At 61.5% G+C, this 24333-nt stretch carries 24 protein-coding genes and 1 tRNA gene; 13 read left to right on the forward strand and 12 right to left on the reverse strand.

The window, feature by feature from the left end; genetic code table 11:
* Window positions 1-4: 4 nt before the first annotated feature.
* Window positions 5-1555 carry an SGNH/GDSL hydrolase family protein gene (locus AC1D2G_RS24115; protein ID WP_477417094.1) on the forward strand — a complete coding sequence of 517 codons (1551 nt, stop codon included), beginning with the start codon at window positions 5-7 and terminating at the stop codon, window positions 1553-1555.
* 14 nt (window positions 1556-1569) lie between these two features.
* On the opposite strand, the gene trmFO is transcribed toward AC1D2G_RS24115, so the two are convergent.
* From trmFO to AC1D2G_RS24130, 3 genes are all read right to left on the reverse strand, one after another.
* Window positions 1570-2979, reverse strand: coding sequence for a methylenetetrahydrofolate--tRNA-(uracil(54)-C(5))-methyltransferase (FADH(2)-oxidizing) TrmFO (trmFO, locus tag AC1D2G_RS24120; protein ID WP_477417096.1), 1410 nt, complete (start codon window positions 2977-2979; stop codon window positions 1570-1572).
* Between the two features lie 391 nt (window positions 2980-3370).
* Window positions 3371-3511 carry a DUF1127 domain-containing protein gene (locus AC1D2G_RS24125; protein WP_019858543.1) on the reverse strand — a complete coding sequence of 47 codons (141 nt, stop codon included), beginning with the start codon at window positions 3509-3511 and terminating at the stop codon, window positions 3371-3373.
* Between the two features lie 48 nt (window positions 3512-3559).
* The gene (locus AC1D2G_RS24130) at window positions 3560-3700 is read right to left on the reverse strand and encodes a DUF1127 domain-containing protein (RefSeq protein WP_013531315.1); all 141 of its coding nucleotides are present in this window, start codon (window positions 3698-3700) and stop codon (window positions 3560-3562) included.
* A gap of 238 nt (window positions 3701-3938) precedes the next feature.
* Here AC1D2G_RS24130 and AC1D2G_RS24135 point away from each other — a divergent pair, with 238 nt between their 5' ends.
* From AC1D2G_RS24135 to AC1D2G_RS24150, 4 genes are read left to right on the forward strand one after another with little or no spacing between them, the layout of a single operon-like run.
* Complete coding sequence (locus tag AC1D2G_RS24135) at window positions 3939-5057, forward strand: DUF2157 domain-containing protein (RefSeq protein WP_477417097.1); 1119 nt, start codon at window positions 3939-3941, stop codon at window positions 5055-5057.
* Complete coding sequence (locus AC1D2G_RS24140) at window positions 5054-5638, forward strand: GDYXXLXY domain-containing protein (protein ID WP_477417099.1); 585 nt, start codon at window positions 5054-5056, stop codon at window positions 5636-5638. The genes AC1D2G_RS24135 and AC1D2G_RS24140 overlap by 4 nt, the downstream gene beginning before the upstream one ends.
* 13 nt (window positions 5639-5651) lie before the next feature.
* Window positions 5652-6761 (forward strand): acyltransferase family protein, encoded by a 1110-nt coding sequence (locus tag AC1D2G_RS24145; protein ID WP_477417101.1) that lies wholly within the window; start codon window positions 5652-5654, stop codon window positions 6759-6761.
* Between the two features lie 44 nt (window positions 6762-6805).
* Window positions 6806-8254, forward strand: a complete 1449-nt coding sequence (locus AC1D2G_RS24150; RefSeq protein WP_477417103.1) for an aromatic amino acid lyase — start codon at window positions 6806-6808, stop codon at window positions 8252-8254.
* A gap of 405 nt (window positions 8255-8659) precedes the next feature.
* Here AC1D2G_RS24150 and AC1D2G_RS24155 read toward each other — a convergent pair whose 3' ends face one another.
* Complete coding sequence (locus AC1D2G_RS24155) at window positions 8660-9706, reverse strand: COG3904 family protein (RefSeq protein WP_477417105.1); 1047 nt, start codon at window positions 9704-9706, stop codon at window positions 8660-8662.
* A 112-nt stretch (window positions 9707-9818) separates the two neighbouring features.
* Window positions 9819-9903: transfer RNA gene (locus AC1D2G_RS24160), tRNA-Leu, on the reverse strand.
* 376 nt (window positions 9904-10279) lie between these two features.
* Between AC1D2G_RS24160 and tig the strand changes: the two genes are divergently transcribed.
* The 6 genes from tig (at window position 10280) to AC1D2G_RS24190 (ending at window position 15594) form a co-directional block, all read left to right on the forward strand.
* Window positions 10280-11755 carry a trigger factor gene (gene tig, locus AC1D2G_RS24165; protein ID WP_477417107.1) on the forward strand — a complete coding sequence of 492 codons (1476 nt, stop codon included), beginning with the start codon at window positions 10280-10282 and terminating at the stop codon, window positions 11753-11755.
* 162 nt (window positions 11756-11917) lie between these two features.
* Window positions 11918-12442 (forward strand): hypothetical protein, encoded by a 525-nt coding sequence (locus AC1D2G_RS24170; protein ID WP_477417109.1) that lies wholly within the window; start codon window positions 11918-11920, stop codon window positions 12440-12442.
* Window positions 12443-12635: 193 nt separating this feature from the next.
* Window positions 12636-13016 carry a c-type cytochrome gene (locus AC1D2G_RS24175; protein ID WP_184873768.1) on the forward strand — a complete coding sequence of 127 codons (381 nt, stop codon included), beginning with the start codon at window positions 12636-12638 and terminating at the stop codon, window positions 13014-13016.
* Window positions 13017-13049: 33 nt separating this feature from the next.
* A complete protein-coding gene (locus AC1D2G_RS24180) occupies window positions 13050-13985 on the forward strand; it encodes a heme o synthase (RefSeq protein ID WP_477417111.1) in 936 nt (311 codons plus the stop codon).
* 343 nt (window positions 13986-14328) lie between these two features.
* A complete protein-coding gene (locus AC1D2G_RS24185; protein ID WP_477417113.1) occupies window positions 14329-14559 on the forward strand; it encodes a GDCCVxC domain-containing (seleno)protein in 231 nt (76 codons plus the stop codon).
* Window positions 14560-14781: 222 nt separating this feature from the next.
* Window positions 14782-15594 carry a DUF2189 domain-containing protein gene (locus AC1D2G_RS24190; protein WP_095088101.1) on the forward strand — a complete coding sequence of 271 codons (813 nt, stop codon included), beginning with the start codon at window positions 14782-14784 and terminating at the stop codon, window positions 15592-15594.
* A 54-nt stretch (window positions 15595-15648) separates the two neighbouring features.
* Here the strand turns inward: AC1D2G_RS24190 and AC1D2G_RS24195 are convergent, their stop codons facing one another.
* The 7 genes from AC1D2G_RS24195 to AC1D2G_RS24225 form a co-directional block, all read right to left on the reverse strand.
* Window positions 15649-16122: an aminoacyl-tRNA deacylase gene (locus AC1D2G_RS24195; protein ID WP_477417115.1), complete on the reverse strand. Its 474-nt coding sequence runs from the start codon at window positions 16120-16122 to the stop codon at window positions 15649-15651.
* Between the two features lie 42 nt (window positions 16123-16164).
* Window positions 16165-16566 (reverse strand): cytochrome C oxidase subunit IV family protein, encoded by a 402-nt coding sequence (locus tag AC1D2G_RS24200; protein WP_477417117.1) that lies wholly within the window; start codon window positions 16564-16566, stop codon window positions 16165-16167.
* Between the two features lie 9 nt (window positions 16567-16575).
* Window positions 16576-17295 (reverse strand): heme-copper oxidase subunit III family protein, encoded by a 720-nt coding sequence (locus AC1D2G_RS24205; protein WP_111547360.1) that lies wholly within the window; start codon window positions 17293-17295, stop codon window positions 16576-16578.
* A 13-nt stretch (window positions 17296-17308) separates the two neighbouring features.
* Window positions 17309-18013 carry a cytochrome c oxidase subunit 3 gene (locus AC1D2G_RS24210; protein WP_477417119.1) on the reverse strand — a complete coding sequence of 235 codons (705 nt, stop codon included), beginning with the start codon at window positions 18011-18013 and terminating at the stop codon, window positions 17309-17311.
* Complete coding sequence (ctaD, locus tag AC1D2G_RS24215) at window positions 18010-19779, reverse strand: cytochrome c oxidase subunit I (protein ID WP_477417121.1); 1770 nt, start codon at window positions 19777-19779, stop codon at window positions 18010-18012. Before ctaD ends, AC1D2G_RS24210 begins: the two co-directional genes overlap by 4 nt.
* A 21-nt stretch (window positions 19780-19800) precedes the next feature.
* Window positions 19801-20685 (reverse strand): cytochrome c oxidase subunit II, encoded by an 885-nt coding sequence (locus AC1D2G_RS24220; protein ID WP_477417123.1) that lies wholly within the window; start codon window positions 20683-20685, stop codon window positions 19801-19803.
* A gap of 290 nt (window positions 20686-20975) precedes the next feature.
* On the reverse strand, window positions 20976-21878 hold the full coding sequence (locus AC1D2G_RS24225; RefSeq protein ID WP_477417125.1) for a LysR family transcriptional regulator: 903 nt from the start codon (window positions 21876-21878) through the stop codon (window positions 20976-20978).
* Between the two features lie 190 nt (window positions 21879-22068).
* On the opposite strand from AC1D2G_RS24225, the gene AC1D2G_RS24230 reads away from it, so the two are divergent.
* Both AC1D2G_RS24230 and AC1D2G_RS24235 read left to right on the forward strand, forming a co-directional pair.
* Complete coding sequence (locus AC1D2G_RS24230) at window positions 22069-23355, forward strand: serine hydrolase domain-containing protein (protein WP_477417127.1); 1287 nt, start codon at window positions 22069-22071, stop codon at window positions 23353-23355.
* 38 nt (window positions 23356-23393) lie between these two features.
* Window positions 23394-24254 (forward strand): NmrA family NAD(P)-binding protein, encoded by an 861-nt coding sequence (locus AC1D2G_RS24235; protein ID WP_477417129.1) that lies wholly within the window; start codon window positions 23394-23396, stop codon window positions 24252-24254.
* Window positions 24255-24333: the final 79 nt, after the last annotated feature.

Raw genomic sequence — 24333 nt, forward strand, 5'->3', positions numbered from 1 at the left:
GTCTGTGACCTTGCCGAATGGCATGGTGCTTTCGCAACCTTCCATCTGGGTTCGCGACCGGCTCATCGCCGGTATCGGCGACAGTTTCTCGTCGGGCGAAGGCAATCCCGATACGCCGGTCGAGATCGATCCGCTGTCAAGACGGAGACTTCTCAACATCTCCTTCGTCTATGACCCCGACACCCAAGCGATCAAATCGGTGCCGGCCTATTCGTTGCCGGTGCGCTATCAGAATGCGCCGGCTGGCTGGCTCGACCGCAAATGCCACCGTTCGGCCTATAGCTATCATCTGCGTACCGCCTTGCAGGTCGCTCTTGCCGATCCCAAGCACAGCGCGGTGACGTTTCTCGGCTTTGCCTGCTCGGGAGCCGAAGTAACGGAAGGGCTGCTTTTTCCCTATGCCGGGGTTAAGGCAGTCAACAGTTCCTATTTTTCGCCGGGCGGCAAACTGCGTCGCAACTTGCCGCAGATCGATCGACTGATGATCGAACTGTGCCGTGATGATCTGCTGCGCACGCATGCAACCCGTACAGTGGCTTTCGACACGCCGCTCACCGACGAGCAAGGCCACGCATTGCGCAGCGCCAAACTCCTTGACTGCAAACCGGGGCGGTTCCTGCGCACGATCGACATGCTGATCGTGTCCATCGGTGGAAACGATGTCGGCTTCACACCGCTCATCGTGGAAGCGCTGACCAAGACAAGGCCTCCATACGCAAACGTCAACAGCAGCTTGCGCGCCGACGCCCTCGGCGCGTCAGTCATTAGAACTGTCGCGCGGATCGCCAAGGCGCATGATGTCGCCACGGCGCGAAACCGCGCAAAGGAGTTGCCGGCGCGCTTTGCCGCCTTGCGAAAGGCGCTGGCGCCGCTGCCCATCGCCAGCAACGGTGGAATGCCCAACATTGTGCTGACCGCGTTTCCCAAGATCGAATTCAACCAGGACGGAAGGCTCTGTGGCGAAGCCACGCCGCGTGAAAGGCTTGAAGGCTTCAATGTCGGCGGGGTGCTGTCGATCGACGTACCGACGCTGCGTCCCATCAGCGATTTCGCCAACAATGTGCTTTACCCGGCGACGCGCGAGGCTGCCCACGCGGGAAACTGGCATTTCGTCGATGCCCAGCGTGCCGCGTTCGCCAAGCATGGGATCTGCGCGCAAAAGAACCCGTCGAGCGGCGTCACGGCCGCCGAGAGCCTGATGTTGCCCTACTACCATGCGGACGGGCCGCGACCGGACAAATGGTCGGAATTCGAGCCATTTTCCGCTTATCGCGATGCCGATTTCAAGGCGTCTCGCGACACGCGTGCCTACGCGCCGCGCGAGCGCTGGTTCCGCACCATCAACGACATCTGCCTCTTCGTGCAGTCCAAGGCGAGCGGCACGCCACCGCCGCCGCAGGATTGGGCGTTGCTCGATCTGGTTGAGGTTTGCCTGGGCGGTCCGTTCCATCCGACCGCGGAAGGCCATGCCCACATCGCGGACGCGGTGTTCGCGGCAGCAACCACGATGCTCAACTTGCCACGGCCAACGGTCGCGGATGTGCGACCGCACTGAAGGGAGGAGCAGGGCTACTCGGCTGCTTCCACTTGGGATGCCAGCCCCAGCCACTGCCGGCAATCGGCGCGCGCCCGTGCGGTTATCCCCTGCCGCTTGGCGACGGTCTTGTCCTTGCCGCGCAGGCGCTTGCCTTCTGACTTCGGTGCTTCCATTGGCGGGAACAGGCCGAAATTGACGTTCATCGGCTGGAAGGAGCGTTTTCCCGGTTCGTCATCGGAGACGATGTGGCCGCCGGTGATGTGGTTGAGCAAGGCACCGAAGGCCGTGGTGAGTGGCGGCAGGGACGGTGCCTGGCCGAGCCGCTCGGCGGCGGCGAAGCGTCCGGCGAGCAGGCCGATCGCGGCACTTTCGACATAGCCCTCGCAGCCGGTGATCTGGCCGGCGAAGCGCAGGCCGGGTCGCGACTTCAGCTGCAGCGAAGCGTCGAGCAAGGTCGGCGAGTTGATGTAGGTGTTGCGGTGCAGGCCGCCGAGGCGGGCGAAATCGGCGTTTTCCAGACCCGGTATGGTGCGGAACACGCGCACCTGCTCGGCATGCTTCAGCTTGGTCTGAAAACCGACCATGTTGTAGAGCGTGCCCAGCGCGTTGTCCTGCCGCAGCTGGACCACGGCATAGGCCTTGACCGTTGGATTGTGCGCATTGGTCAGCCCCATCGGCTTCATCGGCCCATAACGCAGCGTCTCGACGCCGCGTTCGGCCATGATCTCGATCGGCAGGCAGCCGTCGAAATAGGGCGTGCCTTCCCATTGCTTGAATTCAGTCTTTTGGCCGTCGACCAGCGCCTGCACGAAGGCAAGGTATTGCTCCTTGTCCATGGGGCAATTGATGTAGTCCTTGCCGGTGCCGCCCGGGCCGACCTTGTCATAGCGCGACTGGAACCAGCAAATGTCCATGTCGATCGTGTCGAAGTGGATTATCGGCGCGATGGCGTCGAAGAAAGCCAGCGCATCGGCGCCGGTCGCCTCCGCGATCGATTGGGCAAGCGAAGGCGCGGTCAGCGGCCCGGTGGCGATGATCGCCTGGTCCCAGTCCGCCGGCGGCAAGCCCGGCACTTCCTCGCGCTGGATGGTGATCAGCGGATGGCCTTCGAGCTTTTTCGTCACGGCGTCGGAGAAACCATCACGGTCGACGGCAAGCGCACCGCCGGCCGGCACCTGGTTGGCGTCGCCGGCGCTCATGATCAGCGAGCCGGCCAGCCGCATTTCGGCATGCAGCAGGCCGACGGCGTTGTTTTCGGCGTCGTCGGAGCGGAAGGAATTGGAGCAGACCAGCTCGGCCAGGCCATCGGTCTTGTGCGCATCGGTGCCGCGAACGGGCCGCATTTCGTGCAGGATGACGGGCACGCCAGCCTCGGCTGCCTGCCAGGCGGCTTCAGAACCGGCGAGGCCGCCGCCGATGATGTGGATGGGAGTTTTGCTCATGAGCGCCGGAATAATCGCTTGGAGCGATGATTGCAATTGCCGCGCGTGGCGCAGGTCAAGCGGCTGCGGCGGAACCAACCCCTGAAAACAACAACACCCGCCGGGGGAGGAGGTCCGGCGGGTGTCGTTTTTGGGGTCGACCCTCGGGAGGAGGTGAAGGCCGACCGTATTCGTCATCGCCGGGGAGGAGGTCGGCTTTGACGAAATCTCTTTCGCCATTTTTGAAAGGGGCGAAACCTCTGGGGCAGAATTCGTTTTGCCCCTGGGGAACAACGCCCGCCGCGGGAGGAGGTGCGGCGGGCGCCGTTTTGTTGGTCAACCCTCGGGAGGAGGTGAAGGTTGACCGGATCCGTCAGGGTCGGGGAGGAGGTCGACCCTGGCGAAATTCTGGTTAGATCGCCCGGCGGGCGATGATCTTGATTTCGTCGCGGACGATACCGAGATCATGCAGCTGACGGTTCGAAAGGCGACCCAGCTCGGTAACCGTCTCGCGATAAACGCGCCAGTTACGATAGTTGCGGATCAGGTTCATTGTCTTTCTCTTTTCAAAACTGTTCGGACCATTTGCGGTCCGAAGAAATTAGACCGCCTTGCGAGCGACGTAAGGAATGTCGCTGCGGCTGATGCCGAGGTCGGTCAGTTCACGGTTGCTCAGGCGGCTCAGCTCGGACACGGTGTCCCTGTAGCGGCGCCAGTTGCGGTAGTTGCGGATCAGGTTCATGGTATTTCTCGTTTCGTCTTTCTTTCGGATCATTCCGTCTTTGTGTACGAAGCATAGATAGGCGGGCCTATATCGATTTAAAAGCGCTATGGCTGCATGGCAGCAATGCAAATTGTGCAATGCAGCATTAACGCGCGTTCACGGACCTGACACAAAGAAACCCGAATCGGAAAATGCCGTTGCGTCAACGGTTTGACCGGATCGGCTGAAAAAAAGACCAAGCTGGGGGAGAAGCGGCATGGCGGGCTATTCGTCACGATTGAGGTCGGATATCGCGCGCTGGCGGCAGGCCGGCCTGATCGACGCCGCGACCGCCGATTCCCTGACGCGCGATGTCGAGGCAAACGAGCGCAAATCGCTCAGCTTCGGCTCGATCCTGGCGATGATGGCCGCCTTGCTGTTCGGCGCCGCCATCCTGATTTTCGTCGCCGCCAACTGGGATGCGATCCCAAGGCTGGCGCGGGTCGCGGCACTCTTTGCCATCATCCTTGGCGGCTATGTCGGCGGCGCGCTGTTGAAGACGCGCGGCCATGCGGCGATCGGCGAGGCGCTGTGGATCGTGGCCGCGGCGGCCTTCGGCGGTTCTATCGCGCTGATCGGCCAGATGTATCATCTCTCGGGCGACGAGGCGTCGGCCTTGGTCACCTGGGGCGCGGGCACGGCACTGGCGGCGGTCGCGCTGCGTTCGAACCCGCTGACTGTCGCTGCGGTCGGCATCGCCGATGCCTGGCTGTTCCTGAAAGGCTTCGACTATTACAGCCGCAGCGATTTTCCGCATCTCTTCGTGGTCATGGCGATCGTGCTGTTTGCAGTCTCGTTCTGGACCCGCAGCCAGCCGGCGCGGCACCTGATCATCCTGTCGCTGCTGTTCTACCTCGTCCTGTTTGGCATGGACCACGCCACGCTGCAGGTGGCGATCCCCCTGGTCATCGTCTCGGCGCTGCTGTTCGCGGCATCAGTCTTTGCGCCGGAGCCGGTCGACAACATCGTTCAGCTCGGCGGCCGCTTGCCCTTGCACGCGCTGCTCGGCTTCCTCACCGGCCTGGCAATGGTCCAGTTCGAACTGGCTGATGAAAGCACCTACAACAGCGGATTCGCCATCGCTTCGGTGATTGCATTGGCCGGCATCGTCGCGGCAATCGTGCTGGCCGGGCGGGAAAGCCGCGGGTTGCGCTGGCTTGCCTATGCCGGCTTCGCCTTTGAAATCGCCATCATCTATGTGGTGATGCTGCAATCGATGCTCGATACGGCCGGCTTCTTCCTGGCCGCCGCGGTGCTGCTCGGCATCCTTGCGGTCGTCATCATCCGCATCGAAAAACGCATGAAGGGCCCAGCCGCCAAGGGAGCCACGGCATGATGACCGGAAAGAGGCTGATCATCTCGGCGCTGGTGCTGGCGCTCGTCCAGATCGGATTTTTGAGCTGGATCATCGCCGGCCGGGCGGCGATCCTGCGCAACGGCAAGGAAGTGCTGCTGAAGATCGAACCCGTCGATCCGCGCGATCTCCTGCGCGGCGACTACATTATCCTTGGCTATCCGATTTCGCGCATACCGGTGAAAATGATCGCCAACATCCCCGCCGACAAATATTCGAGTGACGACACGCCGATCGTCGTCCGCCTGAAGAAGGGTGCCGACGGCTATTGGCAGCCCACCACTGCATGGTTCGGCAAGGCGCCGACGCCGGCCGCTGCCGACGAGGCCGACATATCAGGCCACGTCGCGGAGGGCTGGGATCTTCGCAGCGAAGGCATGACCATCGGCCCGGATTACGGCATCGAGCGCTTCTATCTGCCGGAAGGCGAGGGGACGGCGATCCAGAACGACATGCGGGTGCGCCCGTTCGGCATCCGCCTCGCCCTCGCGGGCGACGGCACCGCGCAGATCAAGGCGCTGGTGGACGGCGACAAGATACTGTTCGAGGAACCCCTCTATTAGAGGGACAGCCAGAATGGGCGCTCATCGAAACGAAATTCAGTTCATCCACCTGTTAAGGGGCGTCGCTCCGCTGCCTGTGATGTGGTTGCATCTCTCGGGCTTGACCGTCTGGCATTACCACGCCGACTGGACGCCCTTGAGGTATTTCCAACGCCTGTTGGGGACACCGCTTGGGCTGTACCAAAATGGCGCCCACCTGGGCGTGGTGATCTTCTTCCTGATCAGCGGCTTCATCATCAGCTATGTGGTCGAGGAACAGACCCGGATGTCTTTCGCCATCAAGCGCGTGTTTCGCCTGTGGCCGCCTATCTTGTTCGCCCTTATCGCGACTGTGATCGGGACCTATGTCGGGACGGTCGTGCCCATTCCGTTCTCATTCGCCGACTATGCGAGGACATTCTTTCTGGTGGATCAGTTCGCAGGGATCGGGAGGCACGTCTTGCCCGTGACCTGGACGCTTTTCCCCGAGGTCGTATTCTATATTATGGTCTGGTGCATCGCGCCCATGATGAGGAGCAAACCACTCCAGTCCACGCTCATACTGACCGCTGCATCTTATGCGATCATGGCTAGCGCGAACATCAATGGAACCCCTGCCGTGCAATTCTCGCCGCTTGGGTATCTGCCGCTGTTCTTGATCGGCCGCCTCTTCTTCCTGTTTCGTCAGCAGCGTATCAGCGGCCAGATGGCGATGGCTCTGGGTGCTGCTGAAGTCTTTTTGTTCTATGCGGTGCGGGTGGGCATCTGGTGGGGCATCTGGCGGCCCCAGGTTCTGCTCGACGATTCGTTGTTCCCGATTTTGGCAACATATCCGTTGGCCATCATCGTGTTCTGGCTGTGCATGCAATGGACGGCAAAGACCGTTCCTCAACCATTCCGCTTCTTTGGCGACATCAGCTATTCGCTCTATCTGCTGCACATGCCGGTTGGGTTCGCCGTCATCTACAACCTCTACCCGGCCTTGAATTTCTCACTGGCCTTCGCCGCCGCCGTCGTTGCAACGCTTTTGGTCTCGTGGCTGAGTTTCAGATTTGTTGAACAGCCCAGCCGGCGCTTCTGCCGGCGGCTCATCGCAAGACGAATTGTTACCCGCGAGACTGCTTTGGCTGGAGCGCAGGTATAGTCGACAGACGCCCTCGGCGGTCTCCCACTTGGACGGTAACAAGCATGCCAATCACCCTGTCGACGCGTGAAGACATCAACCTCGACACGGTTTTCCGCGTCGCCTGGAAGAAGGAGACGGTGGAGATCGGCGAGAAGGCGTTGCAGCGCATCGCCGAATGCCGAGCCTCGTTCCTCAGGCTTATCGAATCCGATCCGCCGCCGGTCATTTATGGCGTAACCACCGCCATGGGGGAGTTGGCGAGCCGCAAGCTCGAACTTGACGAGCGGGATCGCCATGCGCGCATCAAGGCGTTCGCCGCCGCCACCTCGTTCGGCGATCCCTTGCCCGATCGGGTGGTCAGGGCGATCACGCTTGCCCGGCTGACCAACTTCATCGAGGGCAACGCAGCCACCACGCCGCGCATCGCGCTCGCCGTTGCCGCGATGCTCGACGGTGGCCCGATGCCAACGGTACCGGCCTCCGGCCAGGGCGGGGCCGGCGAGATCCTGGCGCTCTATCCGCTGTTTGCCGAGCTTTCGGCGCGCTTCGACCTCGAGGTCAAGGAGCGGGGCTCACTGATCAACGGCTCGCCCTGCGCCGCCGCGCTGGTGGCCGATGCGGCGCTCGCGGCTCGCCGCCGCATCCGCATGGCGCACAAGGTGTTCGCACTGTCGATCGAAGCGTTTCGCACCCCGCTCGAGCACTACGACGCGGCGCTCGATACGCTCTGGGGTGACGACCATGAAGCGGCGGCCCTCCAGGGGTTGCGGGAATTTCTGGTCGGCGCCGGAGACGGCCGGCGCAATTATCAGGCGCCGGTCAGTTATCGCATCGTGCCGCGCGTTCTCGGCCATGCGCATCGCGCTCTGTCGTCCGCCGAGCGGGCGGCTACCGTCTCGCTGGCCGCGATATCGGACAATCCGGTCTACATCCCGCCGGACGACGCACATCCGCTTGGCCGCTGCATCAGCACCGGCGGCTATCACAACGCCATGGCGACGCCGGCGCTGGACGATCTGGCGGCCATATGGGCCGACATATGCCTGCTCTGTGACCGTCATGCCTCCAAGCTTTTGAACGGCAAGGTGTCGCTGCTGCCCGATCTTCTGATGACCGGGCGGCATTGGGCCGACAGCGATGGCCACGGCAGTGTCGGCTATGTGCCGATGGCGATAACCGGCTATCTCGAGCAGGCCAAGCTCGCCGCGCAACGCACCTTCATTCCGGGAACGGAATCGGCCGGTGCCGGACAGGACGACGTCGCCACCACGGCGTTCTTCGCATGGACCAAGGAGGCGACCGCGGGCCGCTGCGTCGATGCGGCAATGGCGATGCTGGCGATGATGGCCTCGCAGGCGCTGCACGTCACCGAACGCGCGCCGCCGCCGGCGCTGCAGCCATTTGTCGATGACATCAGAGCTATCGTGCCGCCTGTCGGCGACGATCGCGTGCTGGGGCCTGAACTGGCGAACCTGGCCGCGTGGTTCACAGGGAGAGCGTTCGAGGCGTAGGCACTGATGCCAGGACGGTCGCGGTCATCGGTTGTGTGCCTGTCGACGGATGGCGTTGGAACCTGCACCGGTCCTCCTTTGCCAAGGCTTCGGAACGCGTCAGAGGAGTGAGGTCACGCCGATCTGAGATAGCCCGAGCACGGCGCGGTATCGGGCGATCGCTGCCGGAACGGCGAACGCAGCGGCGACGGCCGGATCAATTGACGGCACACTGTCAATTGAACAATCATCGCTGGACACCACATGCGAGATGCAGTTGCGTTGCGGCAGCGCGGCACCGGAATGGACTCATTTTTGTATCAACTGTGGTACCCCACCGGGAGGGGCGTGTGCCACTATACGAAATAGCCAAACAGATCTTTTCGCAAGAAAGTTCACTGACTCAGGGATGGAGAACGCTGCTGATCAACTCCGGACCTTACTCGTCTCGGCGATGATTTTGGGATAGGGACCAATCGATATTGTGTAGCTAAAGTCTGCTACGCCTTTTTCCTGCTTGTGTCTCGAGGGGCTGCGCACAACCCAGTCATAGACGCCAGAAACCATGCAGCGATCGTTTGCACAGGTGACCACAGTGCTGTCATTGCGGACGTTATATACCCGTTCGGGCCATCGCTGGTAATAGTTCCTCTTGTCCTGAATGATCGAACTCAGGTTCGTCAACTTGCCATAATAGTCGACCGTGCGAGCGTAGGACGCCTGAACTTGAGCAAGAGCGAAATCGTCGTTGTCGCCATGATGCTCGATCAGATCCTTGACGAAGGCGACCGCAGCGCTCTCCGCCTGTTGCCTTGCGTCGGGTGCGGGCACGGGCGCAGGCGCAGGCGAAGGATCTGGCCTCGTCGACACCTGCGATGTATCTGCGGGCGATTGGTTCGCTGCGATATTGGTCACACGCAACTCTGCCATTTCGCTGGCCGATAGGTATCTTATGTCATGCTTGTCATAGCTCGATGCCAATTCCATCAGCTCGGGGTCCACTCCCATCTCGACTACATAGGATGTGATTGCGGCCGTTCCGAGCTGGACACGGGCCTTTGCTTCTTCTCTGGACATCCCGTCAACCGATTTCAACCAAGCCCGATGAATGCCGATAGAACCTGGTTCGGCACCACGGTGGACGCCACCCAAGAAGGCCAGTGAGCAGGCTGAAGCGCACTGCAATTGGCGAAGCTGAAGCGTATCCAACCCTGCCGCGCGGATCATACGCCCCAACCGAAGCGCGCTGCCGACATTGCCGCCGGGGGAGTTGAATACGATCGTCCTGGCCCCGCTGCTCACAACCGCGTTACTAAAAGCGTTCAGGGGTTCATTGTCGTTGAACTCGCCGGAAACAACAAGAAACGGCTGCTGCCCTGGAGACGAAACAGGCGTGTACTCTAGGGCCTCAACCTTACATGTTGCTGCCGCGACAATTGACCCTACCGCCAGAACTAGAGAAACTACACGCACAGCCCGACAGAGCCCCAACCTGCCTGCTGCAAGTAAGAACCTGTCAACAACCTATTTCAAGAGCCTTCTTTGAAAGTTGGATCTCATTCGGAGCGGTCATTGGCGAAAAAATTGGTGCGGATGAAGGGACTCGAACCCCCACGCCTTTCGGCACTGGAACCTAAATCCAGGGCGTCTACCAGTTCCGCCACATCCGCATGGACCGGCAATCCCATGTAGCCATCATTCTGTCAATGTCGGGAACAAGTGTTGGGGTCAGGACCAAAGGTGGGTCAGGGCCAAAAATGTTGGTTGTTCGCCGAAATGCGAAGATGGTTGAAAATTAGCCTCGCCTGTGACAAAAGGCGTGTCGAATGTGACGGGACGCGACGATCCGCTTCTGCAAAATGTGATAAGAAGTAGGAAAAACAAGAACTTATTCACATTTTGGAACGCAGTTTGGGAGAGTTTGAGCCGTATTTTCGGTCAAATCGCCAGGTTCCGTACCAAAAGCCATTCCCGGCAAGATTATACCGGCAGGCTGTGAGCGGCAGAGGCCGTGGCAGTCTCATTGGTGAAAACAAAGGTTTTACGATGCAGGTCACCGAAACACTCAACTCCGGTCTCAAGCGCGAGATCAAGGTCACCGTGCCGGCCGGTGACATGGAAGCCAAGCTGATGGCGCGGCTTTCGGACGCCAGGAACAAGGTCCGCATCAACGGCTTCCGCCCCGGCAAGGTGCCGGTGCAGCACCTGCGCAAGGTCTACGGCAAGTCGTTCATGGCCGAAGTGGTCAACGAAATCCTCAATGATTCGACCCGCACGATCATTACCGGGCGTGGCGAAAAAGCTGCCATGCAGCCCGAGGTCATCATGACCGAGGACGAGAAGGAGGCCGAGAAGATCCTGGCCGGCGGCGCCGACTTCGAGTTCCGCCTCAACTACGAGATCATTCCGGCGATCGAGATCAAGGATTTCTCCGACATCAAGGTGACGCGCCAGGTGTTCGACGTGCCGGACACCGAGATCGACGAGCAGGTCCAGCGCGTTGCCGAATCGGCACGCAGCTACGAGCCGAAGACCGGCAAGGCCGCCAATGGCGACCGCGTCACCATCGACTATGTCGGCAAGATCGACGGCGAGGCCTTCAATGGCGGTGCCGGCACCGATCAGCCGCTGGTGCTGGGCTCGAAGGAGTTCATCCCGGGCTTCGAGGATCAGCTGGTCGGCGCCAAGACCGGTGACGAAAAGCAGATCACCGTAACCTTCCCGGAAAACTACCAGGCGGCGCATCTTGCCGGCAAGGAAGCGACCTTCGACGTCACCGTCAAGGAAGTGTCCCAGCCCGGCGAACTGGAAATCAACGACGAGACCGCCAAGAACCTTGGCCTGGAATCGCTGGAGCGCCTGCGCGACGTCGTGCGTGGCCAGATCGAAAACCAGTTCGGCGCCATGACGCGCCAGAAGGTCAAGCGCCAGCTGCTCGACCAGCTCGACGCGTCCTATTCGTTCGAGGCGCCGTCGAAGCTCGTCGACGCCGAGTTCAACAACATCTGGGCCCAGGTCAATCGCGACCTGGAAGCGGCCGGCCGCACCTTCGCCGACGAAGAGACGACGGAAGAAGAGGCACGTGCCGAATATCTGCGTCTTGCCGAGCGCCGCGTGCGTCTTGGCCTGGTGCTGGCTGAAATCGGCGAGAAGGCCGGCGTCACGGTGTCGGACGAGGAGCTACAGCGCGGCCTGTTCGAGCAGGTGCGCCGCTATCCGGCCAACCAGCAGCAGGAAGTCTTCGAGTTCTACCGCAGCAATCCGGAAGCGTTGAACACGCTGCGGGCGCCGATGTTCGAGGAGAAGGTGGTCGACCATCTGCTCGGCCAGATCTCGGTCACCGATGTCAAGGTCAGCAAGGAAGAGCTGATGGCCGACGACGAGGAGGCCGATACCGCCGTCAAGGCGAAGCCGGCGAAGAAGGCCGCCGCGAAGAAGGCTGACGACAAGAAGGCCGACGACGCGGAAGAGCCCAAGAAGAAGGCCGCGCCGAAAAAGAAGGCCGCCAAGGACGCCGAATAAGCCCAGCGCTTTCCGTAGAATCGACGAAGGCCGCCCTTGAGGCGGCCTTTTTCGTTGCTAAACTGCAACAGCCGGAACGCTTCGCGGGTGGTGGCCAGTGGTGATACGAAGCTTTGATGATTATCTTCTATCGCTAGCCGCTTGGGTCGTCGGAGACGCGCGTTGAGACTGTTCGTCGAAGTGGGACACGCCTCGGCAATGGCGCTGGTCCTCGTTTCGGTCTGCGGCATCGCCCGCGCCGATGCGGTGCTTGACAATTGGCGGTTCGAAACGGCCGAGGACGGTCTCGTCACGGCGTCGCTCTATGCCACCAACAAGCTGATCACAGGCGGCGGCGCGTTGAGCTACAGCCCGATCCTGACCATTGGTTGCCGGGCAGACAGCGAACCGCGCTGGACCGAATGGCTGCAACTGAACGACACCGTTTCGGCCAGCCGGAAGATCACCGTGTCGGTCACGCTCGACCAGGGCGGCAAGTTCGATGAAAGCTGGTCGGTCGGGCCGCGCGGCCGCAGGCTGATGCGCGACGGCGCCGACGGCATCAAACGGCTCGGCGCCGCAAACCGGCTCCAGCTTTCCTGGCGGTTCGGGTTGCTGTCGGGGCGAGGGGAGGCCGATTTCGACCTCGCGGGGTTCGATGAAGCCGTCAGCCAGGTTGCCGGCAGCTGCAACACGCACGTACCCTGAGCCGCTGCAGACGACCTAAACCTTTGCGCGGCCGACCTCTTCTACCCGCCGGCCAGAATCCGTGGTACATAGGTGCCGAAATTCCATTTGGGGGAGAATCCGATAATCTGTTCTGCCGTGAAAGGCGCGTTGCTGGTGGCCCCGGTATGCGCAGATTATCTCAGGCACATTTGACGATCAGGGAGGAAAAGTCATGCGTTTGGTCGCGTTTTTCGCCGTCGTTTCTGTTGCAACCTTCGTTGCCAATCCATCGCAGGCTCAGGATGCTGCGGCTGGCGAGAAGGTCTTCACCAAATGCAAGGTCTGCCACGTCGCAGACGAGGACAAGAACAAGATCGGTCCATCGCTGCATGGCGTCATCGGCCGCGTCGCCGGCACGCACCCGGATTTCAAATATTCCGATGCCATGATCGCGGCCGGCAAATCCGGCGTCAAATGGGACGAACCAACACTGACCACCTATCTTCACGATCCCAAGGCCATGGTCAAAGGGACCAAGATGGCGTTTCCCGGCCTCAAGAACGATGCAGACGTGGCCAACGTCATTGCCTATCTGAAAACGTTCTCCAAGTGACCTGGCTCGCTCGCGCGCATCCATCGGTCCGAGATGTCGACTAGGGAAAACCGCCTCAAGGATACCGGCATCCGTCTCTCGGAAGCGACGGCGGGTGATTTCTTCGCGCTTTTGAAGCCGCGGGTCATGGCGCTTGCCGTATTCACCGCCTTCGTTGGCCTGATGGCGGCGCCTGGCGCGATGAACCCGGTCATCGCCGTGATTGCAATCGGTGCGATCGCGATCGGCGCAGGAGCGGCCGGGGCCCTCAACATGTGGTACGACGCGGACATCGACGCGCTGATGTCGCGCACGTCAAAGCGGCCGGTGCCGTCGGGTCGCGTCACGCCGGGTGAAGCTCTCGGCTTCGGCCTGGTGCTCTCCGCGCTTTCGGTCATGACGCTCGGCGTGCTTGTGGACTGGCTTGCCGCATCGCTGCTGGCCTTCACCATCTTCTTCTACGTCGTCATCTATACGATGTGGCTGAAGCGCTCGACGCCGCAGAACATCGTCATCGGCGGCGCGGCGGGTGCCCTTCCTCCTGTCATTGGCTGGGCGGCTGCAACCGGCGCCGTCAGCGCTGAAAGCGTCATCCTGTTTCTGATCATCTTTCTGTGGACGCCGCCGCATTTCTGGGCGCTCGCGCTCTTCAAGGTCGGCGACTACGCCGCTGCCGGCATCCCGATGATGCCGAACGTTGCCGGTCAGGCATCGACCAGAAAACAGATGTTCGCCTATTCACTGCTGCTGGCGCCAATCGGCGTGCTGCCCTGGGCGTTCGGATTCGCGAGCGGGTTCTATGGGATTGTTTCGGCCGCATTGGGCGCGGGGTTCATTTGGCACGCCTGGAAGGTTCTGGTGGTTCCCGACAAGGAGATGAAGCCTGCAAAGGCGCTGTTTGCCTTCTCGATTTTTTATCTTTTCGCGATCTTTGCCATACTGCTTGCCGACACCATCGCAATGCGAGCGTTCATGTCAGCCGGGGGTTGATGGCATAAAGGAAACCATCGGATCGAGATGGCCGACCTGAAATTGCTGCGTTGAAGACGTTGCAAACAAGGGCCTGCTCGAACGTCACGACGGCATTGCGCAGAATCCCAGGATCAGCAGGGCGACTATGCCAAGGCCGAGTATGAGAAGCGTCCTTCCGTCCATGACCTTCAACCTTTGCGCGGCCAAAAAGGGCGCGCGGCGCTGTACGAGAATAGCGAAGAAGGCCTAACAGAGCTAGCCAGACCGCTCGAGGGTAGTGGCTCAGTTTGAAATTTGACGCCGCGTTTGTCGCATCAGACCCTGACCTCCACTATGCTTGGTGCAATGCATGGGAGTGGCAATGAAGCTTGAGAGCACCCTCACTTGCCCAGAGTGCGGCCATCAGTCGGTGGAAGCGATGCCGACCGACGCTTGCGTTCACTTCTACGAATGCAAGAACTGCGGCGTACTCTTGAAGCCCTTAGCGGGTGATTGCTGCGTTTTCTGCTCATATGCCGATCTGCCATGCCCGCCGCTTCAGGAGGATGGCCAAGCCAACCGCACTGAAGGCCAGAAGCGCCCGCCGATGTGATCGGGCAACGTCGTCCGCGTTATGCGCATCGCCGGCGGCGAGGAGGCCGACGACATCAAACTGAGACGCTACCCGCCGGAGCTCCTCTGACAAAGGGCGACAAGTCCCTGGCAAGGGAGTATGTTGATTCCGGTGCAGGTCGCGGTTTTGCGTGGCCAGTCTCGCAGAACGACAGCACCGCTAAACCGCGACCTTACCGGACCTGGTCTGGAGGGAATGGTCATGGCAAGCTTTCATGTGATCGCAGGCGCCAGCGAGACGCTGGAACATACCAAAATTCGAAAAATCGGTGTTTCCGACCTTTTCGACGCGCTCAAACGGGGCGTCGACGATTTCATGGTCAAACCATCGCACATCGTTTTTCTTTGCCTGATCTATCCGCTCGTGGGTGTCGTGCTCGCCGCCTGGACTTCGGGCGCCAATGCATTGCCGTTGTTGTTTCCGCTGGTCTCCGGTTTTGCGCTGATAGGCCCCTTCGCGGCGATCGGCCTCTATGAAATCAGCCGCAGACGGGAAGCCGGTCTCGACACCTCCTGGAGACACGCTTTCGAGGTCAGGAATTCTCCGGCGCTGCCGGCCATCGCAGCGGTTGGAATCATGCTGTTTGCGATCTTCATCGCCTGGCTTTTGACCGCGCAGATGTTCTACGAATATCTTTTCGGCCCGGCGCCGCCAGAATCGATATCCGGCTTCATCAATGAAATATTTGCCACCGGCCGCGGCTGGACGCTGATCATCCTTGGGCACGTCATCGGCTTCGTCTTCGCTGTGGTGGTGTTGTGCACAACGGTCGTCGCCTTCCCATTGTTGCTCGACCGCGACGTCGGCGCCTACGAAGCCATCCACACCTCGGTGCGTGCGGTGCTGGCGAACCCGATCACCATGGCTGTCTGGGGACTGATCGTCGCCGTCGCTCTGATCATCGGCTCGCTGCCGGTGTTCGCCGGGCTGGCCGTCGTGTTACCGATCCTCGGTCACGCCACCTGGCATGTCTACCGAAAGGTCGTGGAGTCGCCCGCCAGACCGGCGAGTTGAGGAGGTTCTGCCTGACTGCACCGGCTGGGTGCCGGTGCAGTTCGATCGAGGCCGTCAGTAAGCCGGGTGACTGAAGCTGGCCTGGTATGCGCCCATGGTCAGGCTGCGGAAATCCTTGCCGCTGACATGCACCAGCGTTCTATGGTCGCCGCCTTCGAAGTAGATATCGGCGGCATCGCCAAGGCTTTCATCGACAATCACCGGCACATCATAGGCTGCGCCGATCGGCGGGATGGCGCCGGTATCGCAATCATCGAAGAGCGAAATCACCTCGTCTTCGGAGGCGAGCCCGAGACGCCTGTCCATGACGTCCTGCAACCTGCCAAGTTCGATCCTGTGGGTGCTCGGAACCACGGCCAGCGTGTAGCCAAGCTCGTGGTGAACGACTACGGATTTCGCCATGATGCTGCCGGGGACATGCGCGGCTATGGCCGACTGCCGGCTTGTTGACGTGCGATGATGAGCGACGGTGTCGTAGGAAATTCCCTTGCCGTCGATGAAGTCCTTCAGTCTGTTTGCGATCGTCATCTTGGCCTCCTTGCCGGAGTTCGCGACGCACGGGTTTGCGCGTCAGTGCCCGGATCCGAAAAACGCCAGCCTGGTGAACAGGGTATAGTCGGCTTCGAAGACCATCATTGTCGTGAACACCAGCACCAGTATCGGCGGCAGGATGATCGCATAGGCCAGCGCCAGCCGTTCCCAGGCCATGTGCATGAAGACGGCGACGATCAGCCCTGCCTTGAGGATCATGAAGATCAGGATCAGCGACCATCTGAGATAGCCTTGCAGGCCGAAATAATCGACCAGGTAGGAGCAGGTGCTGAGGATGAACAGCCAAGCCCAGACCACCAGATAGAGCTTGATGGGATGTTCCTGATGCTCGTCGGCGTGGGCGACAGCCACCGGCGCCTCATGTGCATGACCAGCATGTAGCGCGTGTTGTCCGAGGCCGTTTGCGGTTGCTTCTGCCATGTCTGCCTCTCACCAAAGATAGAAGAATGCGAAGATGAACACCCAGACCAGGTCGACGAAGTGCCAGTACAGCCCCATGATCTCGACGTTCTCGTAGCGGCCCGTCCGGCTGGTGAAGAAACCGCGCCGTCCGGTGTCGAAATCGCCGCGCCAGACCTTTCGCGCCACGATGATCAGGAAGATCACCCCAATCGTCACATGAGTGCCGTGGAAACCGGTGATCATGAAGAAAGACGAACCGAATTGTGCAGCGCCCCAGGGATTGCCCCAGGGCCGCACCCCTTCAGTGATCAGCTTGGTCCATTCGAAGGCCTGCATGCCGACAAAGGTCGCGCCGAGTGCCGCGGTCAGAAGCATGAGGATTGCCGTCTTGCGGCGGTCGCGGCGATAGCCGAAATTGACCGCCATGGCCATCGTTCCGCTGCTTGAGATCAGCACGAAGGTCATGATGGCAATCAGGATCAGCGGGATATCCGAGCCGCCGATGCGAAGCGCAAAGACCTCGCTCGGATTGGGCCACGGCACGCGTGTCGACATACGCGCGGTCATGTAGGAGAGCAGGAAGCAGCCGAAGATGAAGGTGTCGCTGAGCAGGAAGATCCACATCATGGCCTTGCCCCAGGACACGTTCTTGAACGCACGCTGATCCGAGGACCAGTCGGCGGCAATGCCTTGCCAGCCCGAGGGCCGTGGCTCCGTCTTGCCGATATGCGTCAGTGTCTCTGCCATCCGCTTGATCCCTTCAGGTCAGCAACTGTCGGCAAATGTCGATGAACGTAGCGGCCCAGCCGGCCAGCAGGGCAAAGATGGCGAGCCAGACGAAGAGCAGGAAATGCCAGTACATGGCGCACAGTTCGACGCCGAGGCGAAGCCGCTCGGGTCGTGCTCCGTTCCATGCGCCGACAGTTGTCCTGCCCAGGCCCACCAGCCCGCCCAGTATGTGCAGGCCATGCATGCCGGTGATCAGGTAGAAAAAGCTGTTGGCCGGATTCGAGCTCAGCAGATAGCCGTCGTCGGTCATCTGCCGCCATGCCATGAGCTGTCCGATCAGGAAGGCAAGCGCCGTGAGCCCGGCCGTTGCAAGGCCGAGCCTGACCATGTCGACCTGACCGTTGCGTGCCGCCACCACGGCGCATTGCAGCGCGATGCTGCTCAGGACCAGCACGCCCGTGTTCAGCCAGAGCAGGCGCGGCAGCGGCAGAGGCCGCCAGTCCGACAGGCCCATGCGCATGAAGTAGGCGCTGGTGAACAGCGAAAACAGGCAGCCGACGACGGCGAGGAAGACGCCGAGGCCGATCTTGGCGGTGGGCAGCGCTGACCGGTCGAGGCCGACAAAATCGCCGGCCAGACCTTGTTCGAGCCATGGCTTGGTCGTCAGCCGCTGGTGCGAAAGCCACCATCCGGCAAACCCGGCAATGACGAGCAGGAAGAGCAGGATGACGCTCATGCCGGCTCCCTCGAGGGGCCGAAGGAGCCCGGCATGTTCTGCGGGATGAAATCCTCCTTGGCGCCCGGTACGCTGTAGTCATAGGGCCAGCGATAGACGATCGGCAGGTCCTTGCCGAAATTGCCGTGCGTCGGCGGTGTATGCGGCGTCTGCCATTCGAGGGTCGTGGCCCGCCACGGATTGCCGCCGGCCTCGCGGCCATGGCGGATGCTCCAGATCAAATTGAACAGGAACACCATTTGGGCAAAGCCGACGATGAAGGCCATGATGCTGATGAACGAGTTCAGGTGGTGGGCCGACTCCGTCATGATGGTCATGTCGGTCAGTTCAGCGTAGCGCCGCGGCACGCCCATCAGGCCGAGGTAGTGCATGGGGAAGAAAATCAGGTAGGCGCCGAGGAATGTGACCCAGAAATGGAACCGGCCCAACATCTCGTCGAGCATCCGGCCGGTGACCTTCGGGTACCAATGGTAGATCGCGCCAAAAACCACGAGGATCGGGGCGACACCCATGACCATATGGAAATGGGCGACGACGAACATCGTGTCGGACAGCGGCACATCGACGACGACATTGCCGAGAAACAACCCGGTCAGCCCGCCATTTACAAAGGTGACGATGAACGCCAGGGCAAAGAGCATGGGTATGGTGAGATGGATGTCGCCCCTCCATAGGGTCAGCACCCAATTGTAGACCTTGATGGCGGTCGGAACGGCGATGATCAGCGTCGTGGTGGCGAAGAAGAAGCCAAAATAGGGGTCCATCCCGCTGACATACATGTGGTGCGCCCAGACCACGAAGCTCAGCGCGCCAATGCCGACGATGGCCCACACCATCATCCGGTAGCCGAAGATGTTCTTGCGTGCATGGGTGCTGATCAGGTCGGATACGATGCCGAACGCCGGCAGCGCCACGATGTAGACCTCGGGATGGCCGAAGAACCAGAACAGGTGCTGGAACAGGATCGGGCTGCCGCCATTGTGCTGCAGTTGCTCGCCCATCTCGGAGATCGCCGGCATGAAGAAGCTGGTGCCGAGGGCGCGGTCGAGCAGCATCATCACGCAGGCGACGAACAGCGCCGGAAAGGCGAGCAGGGCCATGACGGTCGCGGTGAAGATGCCCCAGACGGTCAGCGGCAGGCGCATCATTGTCATGCCGCGCGTACGGCCCTGCAGCACAGTCACCACATAGTTCAGGCCGCCCATCGTGAAGCCGATGATGAACAGGATCAGCGAGGACAGCATCAGGATGATGCCCCAGTCCTGGCCGCCAGGTGTGCCGCTCATGATGGCCTGCGGCGGGTAGAGCGTCCAGCCGGCCCCGGTCGGTCCGCCTGGCGCAAAGAAGCTCGACACCAGAACCAGCACGGCGAGAAGGTAGATCCAGTAGCTCAGCATGTTGACATAGGGAAAGACCATGTCACGCGCGCCGACCATCAATGGGATCAGATAGTTGCCAAAGCCGCCGAGGAAGAGGGCGGTGAGCAGGTAGATCACCATGATCATGCCGTGCATGGTGATGAACTGGTAGTAGGCTTCCGGAGTGATGAAGTCGAACGTACCGGGGAAGCCGAGCTGCAGCCGCATCAGCCAGGACAGCACCAGGGCGACCAGGCCTATCCCCGTCGCTGTCGCCGAATATTGGATGGCGATGACCTTGGCGTCCTGCGAGAAGACGTATTTCGTCCACCAACTGTGCGGATGGTAGAGTTCCACCTCCGCGACTTCGGCCGGCGGGATGCCATCTGCAGGCGTGATGTCGACCATAGGAACACCTCCGTGTCCTTTTCAGCGAGACCCGACCGTTTCGAGCTTTGCTGCAATTTTCAAACCTGACGCCGTCGTGTTGCCCGGCGCCTGGTCTGCCGAGCCCGCTTGCTGGGGTGCCGACAACTGGGCGAAAGTCTGCTGCTGGCCAAGCCAGGCCAGATAGTCTTGCTGGGTGTCGACCATGACCACACCATGCATCAAAGGATGGCCTTGGCCGCAAAGTTCGGCGCACAAGACCTGAAAGGTTCCGGTCTTGGTCGGGGTGAACCAGAAATAGGTGACCGAGCCCGGGATCATGTCCATCTTGGCGCGGAATTCCGGCACATAGAAATCGTGCAGCACATCGATCGAGCGGAGCAGCATCTTGACCGGCTTGCCGACCGGCAGATGCAGATCCGCCGCCTCGACCACGACATCGTCCTGACCATTGGGATCGCTGGCGATCACGCCCAGCGGATTGTCGGCGGTGACGTCACGGGTGTCGGATGTGCCAAGCTTGCCGTCCTTGCCCGGCAGGCGGAAACTCCACTGCCACTGCTGGCCGACGACTTCGACGTCGGTTGCGTCGCTCGGGACGTTGACAAACCGGCTCCAGACGAACAGGCCGGGAACCAGCAACGCCGTGACCCCAACCGCGGTGACGATCGTCAGCCACGATTCGAGCCGTTTGTTCTCCGGTTCGTAGGCAGCCCGGTTTCCGTCCCGATGACGGAAGCGGAAGACGCAATAGGCCATGAACAGAACCACCGCGGAGAAGACGACGCCGGTGATCCAGAAGGTGATGATGATGGTGTTGTCGATATAGCTCCAGTTCGAGGCAATCGGCGTCCACCACCATGGGCTCAGGAGGTGAAACAACACCGAGCCCACGACGACCAAAACGAGTACAAGCGCTACGGCCATGTCCCGTCCTCCCGGCATTCGAGGGCGCGCGAAGCTGTCCCGGCGAATGCCAAGGTCATCATGCTTGATTTGCGATCGAAATTCCAGAGCCGACTATCTTGACGGGAAAAATGCACCCTTTTTGCCGCCGCGACCTCTCGAAAAGGCCGTTTCCAGGCCCTCATGCTGGATTGGCCTTTCCGCCTGATGGTTGCCGGCAGTTGCAACACCGATTCGCCCCGGATCCGCAGCGCTCACGTGAATGGCGCTCAAATCAGTTGCAGCGCCGGCGCCACAACCGTGCGTATCGGTTACGCGCCGACAGCAATCTCCTGGATGAAATCCAGAAGCGCCCTGACCTTCGCCGGCGGGAGGTGGCGCGAGGGGTGATAGGCATAGAGCGGATAGAGTTCCTCCGACCATTCCGGCAGGATCTGAACAAGCTCGCCTCGCGACAGTAGAGGCGCCAACCCGATCGCGAGGCTCTGGAAAATGCCTTGACCGGCCAGGCAAGCGGCGATCGCGACCGAAGGGTCATCCATCACCAGACGACTGGAGACCTTGACCTCCTTGACCTCCCCGCCGCGCCGGAACTCCCAGGCAAAGGGCAGGCCGGTCTGGGGATCGCGGAAGAGAAGCGCTTCGTGATGGACGAGATCATCGGGTGATCGCGGCTCGCCGTGCTTTTCGAGATAGGCCGGAGCGGCGACCGTCAGGATGCGGGTCTCCAGCAGCTTGCGCACGATGAGGGATGACTCGTCGGGAGGCCCGAAGCGCACCGCCACGTCGACGCCAGTCATCATCTCCTGGCGATAGTTGCTGGTCAGGAAATCGACCGACAGCAGGGGATAGCGAACCAGAAACGCCTGCAGCTTCGATGCAAGCACCATACGCGCGAACCACGGGTCCACCGAGACGCGCAGCCGGCCGCGCACGACCGCCGCCGCGCCCGCGGCCTCGGCGGCCGCCTCATCCAGGCCAGCCAGAAGCGGCATCACCTGCGCGTGGAAGCGGCGGCCTTCCTCGGTAAGGCTGACCTCGCGTGGATTGCGATCGAAAAGCCGAACACCCACCCGCGCTTCCAGGCGCGCGACGGCCCGGCTCACCGCTGACGGCGTCAGGCCGAGCATCTCCGCGGCGCGGGCGAAATTCCCTGCCTCCGTAACCGCTGCCAGGACACCGACACCGGTCAGAAGCCGTGTATCGAAAACCATTCGATCTCCCTTCGCCCTGCACGTCTCCGCCGGAGCCTAACGCGATGAGCAGTGAATCTGAGTCACTTTAACACTGATCCTTATGCGCGTGAATCACGTCATGGCATGACTTACAAGGGTGACGTCCTGGCAACGCTGGGGCGAACGGCCGAGCAAATCGGATTTCCTTCGATCCGGAAAGGAGTTAGCTATGGACCACCTCACACGCAGGACGATGCTTCAGCGCGGCGGAATGCTGGGAGCCATTCTGGCTCTCGATACGGTCAGCCCCGCTTTGGCCGGAACAACGGCGGCCGGGTCGTCCGTGCGGTTCAAGGCGATCGACGCCGCCTTGCGGGAAGGCGTCTCAAAGAACGACGTGGCCGGCGTCATCGCCGTCGCGGCGACACCGAAAGGCATTGTCTACGAGGGTGCCTTCGGCAAGGCGAACGTCGCAACGGGCGCACCGATGACCCTCGACACGGTGTTCTGGCTGCTGTCGATGACCAAGGCCTTCACGGCGACGGCCTGCATGCAGCTGATCGAGCAGGGACGCCTGCATCTGGATGACGACGCGGCGAAATACCTGCCTGAACTGGCCGCGCCGCAGGTTCTCGACGGCTTTGCCGAGGACGGAACGCCGCGACTGCGGCCGGCCAGGCGAGCGATCAAGGTGCGCCATCTGCTGACGCATACCTCCGGCTACACCTACTCGATCTGGAGCGAGGGTCTGACCCGCTACGAGAAGGTGACGGGTATGCCCGACATCGCGACCTGTAAAAATGCTGCCTTCGCGGCTCCGCTCGAATTCGAGCCTGGCGAGCGATGGGAATACGGCATCAGCATGGACTGGGTCGGCAAGCTGGTCGAGGCGGTGTCGGATCAGTCGCTCGAGATCTACTTTCGCGAGAATATCTTCGCGCCGCTCGGCATGAAGGATTCAGGCTTTCTGATCGGGGCCGGGCAGAAGCGGCGCGTCGCTACCTTCCACAATCGCCGCGCCGACGGCGGGCTGGAGCCGGCGCCTTTCGAGATGCCGCAGCGGCCGGAGTTCTTCATGGGCGGTGGCGGTGCTTTCTCGACGCCGCGAGACTACATGGCGTTCCTACAGGCGCTGCTGAACGGAGGCGCGCTGCATGGCGTCCGAATCCTGCGTCAGGAGACGGTCGCCATGATGATGCAGAACCAGATCGGCGAGCTGAACGTCCAGCAGATGCGCTCGGCGCAGCCGTCCTATTCCCGCAGCTTCGACCAGTTCCCGGGACAGCCGCATAAATGGGGCCTGTCTTTCGACATCAACACGCAGCCGGGACCGAACGGGCGCTCCGCCGGCAGCATCGCCTGGGCAGGCCTGCTCAACTGCTACTTCTGGCTCGACCCGGTGAAGCACATCACCGGCGCGCTGTTCACCCAGGTCCTGCCCTTTTTCGACGAGCGGATCGTCGCGCTCAACGGCGAATTCGAGCGCGGTCTCTATCGCGGGCTCGATCTCGCCTGATCCACTACCCCAGACAAACGAGAGATTGGAAAACGACGATGTATGCCATCAGCGGAATCACTGGAAAAGTCGGCGGCGCGCTCGGCCTCGCCTTGCTGGAAGAGGGCCGGCCTGTCCGCGCCGTGGTCAGGGACGCCAACAAAGGTGAAGAATGGGCGGCACGCGGCTGCGAGGTCGCGCTTGCCGGACTTGAGGACGCCGAGGCGCTGACATCTGCGTTCACCGGCGCCGAGGGGGTCTTCATCCTGCCCCCATCGGAGTTCGACCCCGAGCCCGGCTACCCCGAGGCTCGCAAGGTCATCGACGCCATCGTCGAAGCGCTGAAGGCCGCGCTGCCGGACAGAGTGCTTTGCCTGTCGACGATTGGAGCCGATGCAGCGCAGGACAACCTCTTGTCGCAGCGCACGATGCTGGAAGAGGCGCTCTCGGCGCTGCCGCTGCCGGTGACCTTCCTGAGACCGGGTTGGTTCCTCGAAAACGCAATGTGGGATGTCGCCTCCGCACGCGAGACAGGTGTGATCTCGAGCTTCCTGATGCCTGCCGACAAGCCGGTCGCGATGGTCGCGACGAGCGATGTGGGGCGGGTCGCGGCGGACCTGATCCAGGAACATTGGACGGGCAGGCGCGTGGTCGAACTCGAAGGCCCGCGCCGTGTCTCGCCCAACGACCTGGCGATCGCCTTCACCAAGGCGTTGGGACGGCCGGTGCGGGCCGAAACGGTGCCTCGGGACACTTGGGAGGGCCTGTTCCTCTCCCAAGGCATGAAAAATCCGGGCCCGCGCATGCGCATGCTGGACGGCTTCAACGAGGGCTGGATCGACTTCGCCAATCAAGGCGCAAGTGCTGTCAAGGGACGCATTGGCCCCGAGGAAATTATCGCGACGCTTTGTTCAACGTGAAAGTCGAGACCAGGAAACAGCAACGCCGCCAGGCCAGGCCCGGCGGCATCTTCCTAGGCTGCTGTTTTGGGTCGCGATA

This window comes from Mesorhizobium sp. P2_C7 (assembly GCF_056404515.1).